Annotated in this window: 17 protein-coding genes; 2 read left to right on the forward strand and 15 right to left on the reverse strand. The window is 49.4% G+C overall.

All coding sequences use genetic code 11. The annotated features are described in order from the left end of the window. A partial coding sequence (locus tag EBS36_06805) for a hypothetical protein (protein NBU32856.1) occupies window positions 1-320 on the forward strand: 320 nt, incomplete at its 5' end. A gap of 314 nt (window positions 321-634) precedes the next feature. On the opposite strand, the gene EBS36_06810 is transcribed toward EBS36_06805, so the two are convergent. The 15 genes from EBS36_06810 to EBS36_06880 form a co-directional block, all read right to left on the reverse strand. Continuing rightward, entirely contained in the window at window positions 635-835 is a 201-nt protein-coding gene (locus EBS36_06810) for a hypothetical protein (GenBank protein ID NBU32857.1), read from the reverse strand. After that, window positions 835-1,086: a hypothetical protein gene (locus EBS36_06815; GenBank protein ID NBU32858.1), complete on the reverse strand. Its 252-nt coding sequence runs from the start codon at window positions 1,084-1,086 to the stop codon at window positions 835-837. Before EBS36_06815 ends, EBS36_06810 begins: the two co-directional genes overlap by 1 nt. Continuing rightward, window positions 1,067-1,324 (reverse strand): hypothetical protein, encoded by a 258-nt coding sequence (locus EBS36_06820; GenBank protein NBU32859.1) that lies wholly within the window; start codon window positions 1,322-1,324, stop codon window positions 1,067-1,069. Before EBS36_06820 ends, EBS36_06815 begins: the two co-directional genes overlap by 20 nt. A gap of 89 nt (window positions 1,325-1,413) precedes the next feature. Next, window positions 1,414-1,641 carry a hypothetical protein gene (locus EBS36_06825; protein NBU32860.1) on the reverse strand — a complete coding sequence of 76 codons (228 nt, stop codon included), beginning with the start codon at window positions 1,639-1,641 and terminating at the stop codon, window positions 1,414-1,416. After that, window positions 1,625-1,816 carry a hypothetical protein gene (locus tag EBS36_06830; GenBank protein ID NBU32861.1) on the reverse strand — a complete coding sequence of 64 codons (192 nt, stop codon included), beginning with the start codon at window positions 1,814-1,816 and terminating at the stop codon, window positions 1,625-1,627. The genes EBS36_06825 and EBS36_06830 overlap by 17 nt, the downstream gene beginning before the upstream one ends. After that, on the reverse strand, window positions 1,809-1,988 hold the full coding sequence (locus tag EBS36_06835; GenBank protein ID NBU32862.1) for a hypothetical protein: 180 nt from the start codon (window positions 1,986-1,988) through the stop codon (window positions 1,809-1,811). The genes EBS36_06830 and EBS36_06835 overlap by 8 nt, the downstream gene beginning before the upstream one ends. A 22-nt stretch (window positions 1,989-2,010) precedes the next feature. Then, on the reverse strand, window positions 2,011-2,244 hold the full coding sequence (locus tag EBS36_06840) for a hypothetical protein (GenBank protein ID NBU32863.1): 234 nt from the start codon (window positions 2,242-2,244) through the stop codon (window positions 2,011-2,013). A 14-nt stretch (window positions 2,245-2,258) separates the two neighbouring features. Continuing rightward, complete coding sequence (locus tag EBS36_06845) at window positions 2,259-2,516, reverse strand: hypothetical protein (protein NBU32864.1); 258 nt, start codon at window positions 2,514-2,516, stop codon at window positions 2,259-2,261. Window positions 2,517-2,599: 83 nt separating this feature from the next. Beyond that, window positions 2,600-3,271: a VWA domain-containing protein gene (locus tag EBS36_06850; GenBank protein NBU32865.1), complete on the reverse strand. Its 672-nt coding sequence runs from the start codon at window positions 3,269-3,271 to the stop codon at window positions 2,600-2,602. Window positions 3,272-3,280: 9 nt separating this feature from the next. After that, a complete protein-coding gene (locus tag EBS36_06855) occupies window positions 3,281-4,261 on the reverse strand; it encodes a hypothetical protein (GenBank protein NBU32866.1) in 981 nt (326 codons plus the stop codon). A gap of 7 nt (window positions 4,262-4,268) precedes the next feature. Next, on the reverse strand, window positions 4,269-5,693 hold the full coding sequence (locus EBS36_06860) for a hypothetical protein (GenBank protein ID NBU32867.1): 1,425 nt from the start codon (window positions 5,691-5,693) through the stop codon (window positions 4,269-4,271). 23 nt (window positions 5,694-5,716) lie between these two features. Further along, window positions 5,717-6,328, reverse strand: coding sequence for a hypothetical protein (locus EBS36_06865; protein NBU32868.1), 612 nt, complete (start codon window positions 6,326-6,328; stop codon window positions 5,717-5,719). A 123-nt stretch (window positions 6,329-6,451) separates the two neighbouring features. Then, window positions 6,452-6,736 (reverse strand): hypothetical protein, encoded by a 285-nt coding sequence (locus EBS36_06870; protein ID NBU32869.1) that lies wholly within the window; start codon window positions 6,734-6,736, stop codon window positions 6,452-6,454. A 170-nt stretch (window positions 6,737-6,906) separates the two neighbouring features. Continuing rightward, complete coding sequence (locus tag EBS36_06875; GenBank protein ID NBU32870.1) at window positions 6,907-7,545, reverse strand: hypothetical protein; 639 nt, start codon at window positions 7,543-7,545, stop codon at window positions 6,907-6,909. A gap of 290 nt (window positions 7,546-7,835) precedes the next feature. After that, a complete protein-coding gene (locus tag EBS36_06880) occupies window positions 7,836-8,090 on the reverse strand; it encodes a hypothetical protein (GenBank protein NBU32871.1) in 255 nt (84 codons plus the stop codon). Between the two features lie 817 nt (window positions 8,091-8,907). Between EBS36_06880 and EBS36_06885 the strand changes: the two genes are divergently transcribed. Next, on the forward strand, window positions 8,908-9,119 hold a 212-nt coding region (locus tag EBS36_06885; protein NBU32872.1), incomplete at its 3' end, for a hypothetical protein.

Here is a 9,119-nt window from a genome sequence, read left to right on the forward strand (position 1 = left end):
AGACAAACGCCATCAGCGATATGCTGACTCGGGTTCAAAAGTTTTGTAAGGCACATGACGTGCATACATGGTTTGTGGCTCATCCATCTAAGATCACCCGACAAGGCACTGATCAGCCCCGCCCTGACGGGATGTCCATCGCAGGGTCGATGGCTTGGTGGGCTAAGACGGATTGCGGTCTGACTGTCCACAGGAAAGACCATCACGTAGAGATTGCCGTTTGGAAATGTAGGTATCGTTGGGTCGGAACGCAGGGCGAGACAACAATGATCTACAACAAAACCGCAGGAACTTACTCGGAGAACCTCGATGCCTTCTAACAGTTTAAACAATGACCAGATTGCAGGTAGCTAATCTGGTGATCCTGCTGATGATCCCCGTTTAAACATCAGGGATACATTAGCAGAAGAATGGGACACTGATCTTCTTTTTCTATCGGATGAGGAGTTTGATGAGGCGATCATCGGGGTAGCAGAGCGTATAGGACAGTCTGCTGTAGTCGCCTATGACACGACAAAGCTTGTCGAGATATTGAGTCGCACCATGTCGGTGGATGAGGCTTATGAATATTTTGAGTTTAATATTCTTGGGGCTTATGTTGGAGAAAGAACTCCAATGTTTATCACCACTGCGTTTAAACAGTGACCGCAGCCAGCCCGCTGACTCGGTCTCTGCCCATGCGATACACCGCCCAAGCCTTGGCTTGATAGGTGATGTATTTCTCGGCAGGGTTGACAAAGCGTTCATGGTTTACAAGGTTGATTAGGTTGTCATAGTAGTACGTGGTTTTGAGAAAGGTTGGATCGGATTGGGTTATCGCCTTCACCTTCCTCATCAATGCACCTCATTGGACGTAGGACGCATTGAACGCTCCATCTCATAGGTAACCGACACAACCTCCAGTATGTCCTCCTTGGGTAGGTTATTGGTCACGGCTAGGGCTATGGCGGCTTTAACCAACAGACCGAGGGTCTCTTGCCCGTCAACCTCATTCTTGCCGATCCAATCAATCAAGCCCTCATAGGCGTGGTACAGGCGTTCAAAGTCAGGCTCACTACGTTGCCTTTTAATTGTCTTGATCTGCATGATCGGTCTCCTTTTCCATGTAATTAACTAATGCCTTGGCATCCTCACTTTGCATCTTTTGAATGATCTCATACATCTGCGGGGCGATGGCAATCAGTCGGGCATTCGCCCGTTGGGTAGCCGTTGGTTGATTTTTGTTCACGCATGATGCAACTTGTGGTTGACCAAAAGCGTTCTCATAACCCCACACTGTCGCAGACAGTGCAGTCCAAGGGTAAGGTGTTATGTGTTTAAACATTCAAGGTCTCCAGTAAAACAAGTCAAGCAGTAAAACGATTAAGCCAATGAGCAGTAACACCCGCTCAATTTTTTGCCATAGTGTGTGGTTCATTCCATGTCCTCCAGTTGGCGATCACCGAACAGCGCACCGATAGCGGAATCGATAGATTCCCATGTGATGCCATCATTGGCATCATGTGCCTTAGCCACAAGTTCTAGAACCCTGACGCATTCAGCATCGGTCAGAGCAAAGCCCCAGTAGTCCTCAAGCCTCGCCTGTACATCCTCAATGAACCAATCGTTACGTAGTACCCAACCATCATGTGTTTGAACCATGTGTGCCATTCTTACTCTCCTTTTTAATACGTGTTGATTTAAGAACACCCTTTGCAAACTCTACGTCAAGCGCAAGATGTTCTATCCATGAGCCATCATCTATGTAGCGGTCAGCGGATTCGGTCAGGTTCTTTAGTGCTGATCTGAGGTAAACGATTCGCTGTTGGTCAGTCATTATTCACCTCCGCTACTTCTTCTAAGTCATGCACTGTCATGTCACCGCTGTAGCCATCACCCATAGGGTTGGCGCGGTCATACATCAATAACTCAGCCTCCTCTTTTGTGTTGGCGAGTACTGTAATTTCTTCCTGATAAGTGGTAATCACCACACCCTTAAATGCTTTCATGCTTTCTCTCCTTGTTTAAACGTTACTTCCATTTCTCCACGTCCTCGATATATTTCTCGGTGACCACAATGCCGACATTGCTGTCATTGAATATTTCCATAGCCTGATCAACAGCATCGGTGGAACTTGTGGCATCCACGTCAATTTCAACAAACCCCTCCACGTTAATGTGGACAGTGTATTTGGCGGTTGGTTTGTTCTGTCTGCGCTCGCTTTCTACCCAAAGCGCAGAGTAATGTGCGTCTAGACCTTGCATAATGTTTCTCCTGTTTAAACGTAAAGTGGATCAATCTTTGTGAGCGATAAGCCTGACGCATACTTCACGTTAAGCTTGGAATCACTCTGCACTACAGCCACGATCTGAGGGTCATCCTCAGCGAGCCAGTGAGAGTTGTTAATCAGGAACTTATCAAGTGCCCGTTGGATTCTTGACAAGGCAGGAAATGCCTTGGATGAATATCTAAGGTCAACGTCAAGGGTAAATGTCGAGCCACTGGCGTTGGTGTTAAGTATCAATGTGGTGTTCATAACCGCTCCTCTACTGGTCTCATTTGTTTGATGATAGCGTGGACAGTGCCACAACAATATTATAGCAGAGGGGGCAACCCCCCTCACACGGCAAGCTTTAGCTTGTCAAACGCTACAGTGCCCATGTCCTCGAGCTTGTCGATGGTTACAGCGTTCTTGTAGATGTGGGTTACATCCGAACGGATGCCAACCCCGATGGTGGTGATGCCGAGGTTCTCACCCGACAGTGCTTGTTCTCTGCAAGCATCAGCGTTGCCGATGCCATCGGTGAGCAAGAAGCAAACCTTGCGCTCCTCTTGACGATTCAACAGCAACCCGTGGGCGTATGACAGGGCGGTATAGTCCTGAGTACCGCCCCCTGATTGAAGCCTTTCAAGCATCGGTCTGACACGTTGATAAGGCACGTTGAAGTCTTTGAGCAGTGACACCTCGCAACCGAATGTCACGACACTAGTCGCAACCCCTGCCTTGGACAGCGTGTCCAGTAGGGCATACGTTGCAAGGATGGCGTGGTACATCTTGGAGTCCAAGGGCTTGGCAGGGCGAAACATCGAGCCTGATACATCAAGCACAATGGTCACCGCAGAGTCGATGCCATCATGTTCTTTCCTACGTTTAAACAGGCGGTCATTGTGAGCCATTGTCGGAAGCGCCCGAACATTCAGCACCCCTGACTTGCGGTTGTGTTGGAACTCCTCAAACCCTGAGTTCTCAAACAACTTTCTGACTGTATAGCGTAACTTGGCGGGAATCATAAGACCTCCTTAAAAGTCGATTGGGAAAGTGCGGGGGTTGTCAGCCCTTGTGTGATACCCCTTGCGCATCACGTCATCTGTGCTGTAAGAACCGCCCGATCCTGCACCCTCGGGAGGGTTGGCAGTGGGTTCAACCTCACGGGCTTTGACTGTCTCGCCATCCTTTGTAGGAGGCTTCGCAGGGTCACCCTTGGGGGTAGGTATATCCCCGCCCTGATCGCCTCCTGTAGGCTGTTCTGAGTCGTCCCCTGAGCCGTTATCGCCCTTATCCTTATCCTCATCATCACCCTCATCATCGGAGGGGTTGGTTGGGTTGGTTGGGGGAGGCACTGGTTCATCCTCGGGTTCGCTGTTCACATTGTTAAGCTGATCAAACACCCACTTGGCAACCTCCAAGGTATCCCAAGAATTACCGCAAGTGTTTAAACGCTTGACAGCCTCGGCAAAGATTGGCTCAAGCCCAATGGCGAGAGGCACTTTGATCTTGGCGTGTTTACGTGCGTAGACAGCGAGAACAAAGGGGTACTGGGCAGGGTCTGACCAATCGATTGGCTTATCATCATAATAATTAATATGAGCCAAGCCCTCGGCAACCATGCCATTGATCAAGGCAGAGAGCAACTCCTCAATGTTGCCTGTCAGCCCTGACTTGATGCCCTTGCTTTCAATCCACGCATCCTCTAGGGCATTGTGTAACTGGGCAATGTACTGACCATGCGCATAGGCAGATTGGACAGCATCAAAGTCGGTATACATCCAGTGCAGAATCTCATGCACCGCCATGCCGACATAGCGCATCAGGTCACCCTGAGTCAGCACTGCATCATCCTTGACGTTGGCAAGCTTGACAGAGCCACTCTTGTTGATACAGGCGGTTTGTGTACCCGCATCCCAACGAACCTCGACAGGACGCAAGCCAAGGTCAGAGCAGATCTTGTGAATGCCAATCACCACTGCACGTTTAAACTGATAGCCATGATAGGTTTTCATATTCACCTCACAAATATTTTGCTAGAACACTAGCGTTGATGTAAGCCGCCTTGATTGCGTCAAGTGCGGTGCGACTCTCCTCGGGTTGACGGGAGGTAATGGTTGATTCCCAAGCTTCATCAACCGACAGAACGTCCAGTGCCCGAATGAAAGCGAGGGCTGAACGAATAGACGGGGCATCGATCACGTCCCCTGTATGCACCTTGGCACGGCAAGCATTGATGGCATTCACTACGTGTTCAGCCAACATCTTGTGGCAACCAGTGTGCAAGGTCAGGGCAATAACCTCTTGCTCTCTGCTCAGATACTTGAACTCAATCACACGGGCGAAACGATCAACCAGTGCAGAGTTCATATTCTGAGTCTTGGCGTAACGTCCTGACGTGTCGCCATTGGTCAGGGTGTTATCAGCCGAGAAGACCAAAACACCCTCTGCCCTGCGGTGAACAAAGCCCCCGTAGTTGACAGCACTGTTGGGTTCTAAGAACCCGTTCAGGGTAGCCAACTCACCCGCATCTGCCATGCTGATTTCATCGAGCAAAATCACTGTAGATGGGGAAGTGAAAGCCTCCAAGAAAGCACCTTTCTTGAACACTGTCGCACCATTCTCAAGACCGACAGCACCCGCATAATCATCGGCAGTGGTGTACTTGTGAAAGTTGATACGGGTGTAGGAACGTCCAGTGCGACTCGCAAACTGTCTTGCAGTCTCTGACTTACCAGTGCCTTTAGCACCGCCAAACCACAGGTTCTCGCCTGTCTTTTGTGAGAGGAGCAAGTGTTTCAGGATGCCCTCTTGCCACACAAAATTAGGATCAACATCGGGACTGTCGGGTGCGTCCCAAATGTCAACCATGACAGGATCACCCTTGGGGGTGCGGATATCAACACCGAACACATCGAGCGCAGATTTACGATCAATGATCTTGGCCTTGGTAGCATTAGCCACGACAGCCTCTGCCTTGGCATCTTTGACAGCTTGCGCAAAGGGTTTAAACGCCTTGGCAATGGCACTGGCAACCTCTGCGTTGATCTTGTCCTCATCAAGGTTTGACTTAGATGCAACAGAGGCATTGTGGACAGCCACTGACAAGTCATTCATCTGTTGTGCTACAGCACTGATGCTCTGAGCAACGACTGTCACCTTGTTGATGGCATCGAGGGCAACTGCCTCGGCACGTGTAGCAACGGAGGCGGTAGCATCAAGCTTTGCTGAGTCAACACTGCTCACATTGTCAGCGATAGGCGAGCAATTCTTGATGTAGTTGAAGTCAGTCAAACCCTGCTCGATCAGGTCACCGAGCCAGTTTAAACGCTCCATTTTGTCCTTAGCCTGACGGATATGGTCAGGGGCTTTGAGGGCTGTAACAGCCCCGTTGATAACGAACTTGTCGAGGGTTGAAAGGGTTTTAATTGTGTTAATGGAAGCCATGCTCTCTCTCCTAGGTACTGGTTTCAAATCAAAGCGAGGGTGTCACCCTCATTGGGGCAGATGGGCAAATTGAGATTGCCATTCTTGTATGCCCACTTGGAAGTGAGCCGAACTGTATACCCGCATGATGGGCACTTCGCAAGCAACATCCGAGTGCCTTGCTTCTTGCCAACCGAGGCTGACAACTCAGCGTGGACGTATGCACCGAGCGAATCGATGATCTGTTGATAGGCTTGAACGAATGCACCGCCATGAGTCACCGACTTATAACGGGCTGACGGAGTGCCGTTGGGCAAAAGCAACATGGCATCGGCAATCTTTTGATAAGGCTTGCCGTGATTGAGCGCACCCTTGGCGGTATGGCACAACATGGCAATGAGGGTCTCAAAGACCTTGGTTGGATCGGCAAGCACAGGGCTGATGAAAATCTCATAGTGAGCGTCAGCACTGTTCGTACTAGGGAAGCACTCACCAACTGACTTGAAGTTGGTACGCTTGGCATTGGAGGGCAGAGCGCATGACACTCTGATCCTGTCGCTGATGGACACGCCATTGATAAGAAAGAAAGGCTTCAACTCATTGATAGCACCATTGAGCCAATCTTCACGGGTAGAGTAAATGACAGGTAATGACATAGTAGGTCTCGGTTGAAGTGGGAATTTCCACTGGTGAACCCCGAAAGGCTCACCGCTAAAAATTCAATGACGCAAGTGTAAACGAAAGCGATAGCCCGTGCAAGTAGGTATCGCTATCAATCATCAGTCTACGTTGCAAGTCAACGACAGCACTTGCAAACGTTGCTTGGCACGGGCAAAAGCCTCGGAGATAGCATCGGCTATATCCACATGGTTGAACCCCTTGTTGTGTCCCCCTGCGCTGTAGTACAAACGGGCTGTAGGCTTACCGTCAAAACGATAGTCAACACGCACCTCACAAACACCATCACTACCCCAGTGGGTAGGTGATTGGTAGGTGTAAATAATCTGCCCAAACACCTTGCCATCCTCGGCATGGGTGTAGTCTTTAATGCTCTCTGTAATCATGCTCACTCTCCTGCAAAGTAGAAAATTAAAGAGGCAACCAACGACATGATGGCTACCCAAAACAAGAGCAGTGAATCACTGCCCAAGACCATGACACTCACCAAAAACCCCGTCATGCAGACCAAGGTTTTGAGAATGTAGAACTGATAGATTTTCATAAGACCTCCTGTTTAAACCCAACCGAACCGCTTTGCGCAGACAGGGCCGATACCCAGTGCGACTGACTCAGGATCTGACAGATCCCTGTTACAGACTGAACACTTGCCGAATGTTTTGCCATAGGCAATGGCTGAACTACGGGGGTCAGCAAGCACCTCGCTGATCTGACTTGCACTCTCAGGTGATGCGTCCCGTGAGGTAAACAACTTACCGCCTGTCACCTTGCCGAGGTAAACACCCTCGGACTTGACGTATATTGAACCCGCATTCTTGCCTGTCACTGGGGCAGGGCTGAATACGAAAGCACCAAGCCTCAGCTTGGGGTATTGCAGACCTGAGTCTTTAGCCTTGTCAAAGGCAACCTCGATGGGGGACACGTCAACCTGAGCGGAGGGCACAGGCTGAGGGCGAGGGGCAGAATCCTTAGCCACGCACCGCTGAATAGCGGACAGTTGGTTAGGGGTCAGATTGCCATATCTGTGGAGCGCAGACAGCACAGAGGAGGCAAAGGAAAATGAGGGGGCTTTATCAACAAGCCATTGGTACTCGGCAGGGTTTGCCTCGATGAACTGACTGATACGTTGAACATTCATGGTAGGTCTCCGATGGAGTGCGACATTGCACTGCAATGCCCCCGTGCTTAGGGGCATCACGCTGTAATGTCATGCGGTAACAACTTTTTTGTTTAAACACTCGTTGTAAGTGCCAGTGAAAAAGATGCGGTAGCCGTTACGCTCCCGATCACCTTTGCAAACAATGATGTTGCCGAAGCGGTCAATCTGTGCGGTGTACATGGTACTAGTCTCCTTATTTGGCAGAGGGGTTGAACTGAGCAGGGGGGTTTTTTGTATTGAGGTGAGCGGGGATGTGGAACATGAAAGGGTCTCCGTAGAAGTGCGACATTGCACTGGTCAACCCCGTAGGGCTGACCGCTGAAATGTCAGGCGGGAAAAACAACCAAGCAAGCAGGGTTTTCCCACTCGCAGAACAGGTTGTTCTTAGCAAGGATGCTCATTAACACGGGGTTAACGTCATCACCTTGCCACTGGTTGTATTCGTTGTAGTAGCTTGCCCACTTGTAGGACTCAGGCTCTTCTGCGCTGATCAGGAATCGTCCTGAGTAGTCGCTACGTTCAAACACGGGGCAACCTAATTTTTTGAGTTCGTTGAAAGCTTTGATGTATTCACGTTTCATGTTGGTATCTCCATACAGTGCAAGAGCGCACTCCGTAGCCCGTAGGGCTACAGACTGATCTCTCAGCGTGGACAGGGGGATTTCAAACGTTTTACGTACCTGATTAGTCCCTGCCTCAAGACTCTTGTTGGTGTCCCCAACTCTGTCTCACTAGGACTTCAATCGGTAGCCTAGAACGTATTCCCTTGTGACAGTCGGTGGGAAGTAAAACTAAAGAGCGGTGACTGTCATGTCGTGTAAACGATATTGTCGCCTACAAGCATACAACGTTGCAGTGATATTGTTCGTTGACAAGGTTTACAAGTATTTTGAAAATAATTTAAAAAAGTTTTTTCCCTAGAAAACAGGGTTTAACTAATAGAGAATTCAGGCGCGTGCGCGTAGCACGATGTGTGCCAGATGCCAAAAAGTAATACTTTTCCAAAAGTATTAAAAAACGCTCAGAACGGCTCAGGATCGTTTTTTTTGAGGGGGTTGGTAGGGTGGTAGCCAAAACAATTTAAAACGCACTGAGGCCGATCTGATGCGTTCTAGAGCCATGTATGTTTATCCAGTTCGCACTTACTTTTGATGTATTCAGTAGTACTTGAGTACTCTTTTATTGGCGTTGTTTTTATGCACTGTATAACAAATGTATAAGCTGTGGATAAGGTTGTGGATAAGTCGGGGGTGTGGATAAGCTGTGGATAACTTCCTGTGGATAAATTTTGACTTGTCCACAGGATGTGGATAAACTGTGCATAATACGAACAGTGTGTTTCTCTGCGTTGGTGCGGGGCAAAGTTGGTAAGTGCATACTAATATGGAGCGTTTAAACATGAGCAAGACAAGCAAGGCTGAGTACAGAGCGGAACTGGGGCAGGCAATGGCGGAGGAGGAGAACTGGGGCGAGGATGTAGACCTTGAAGCCCTTAGCGAAGCGGAACAGCTAGCCCATCTCGCAGATAAACCTATAAGGAGAAAGGATGGAGAGCATAGAGGATCAGACATAAGAAGACCTAAGCCTCTAAGCCCTCGGCAAGTACTGTT

The organism is Actinomycetota bacterium (genome assembly GCA_009923495.1).
In the GTDB taxonomy this organism is placed as follows: Bacteria; Actinomycetota; Actinomycetes; order S36-B12; family UBA5976; genus UBA5976.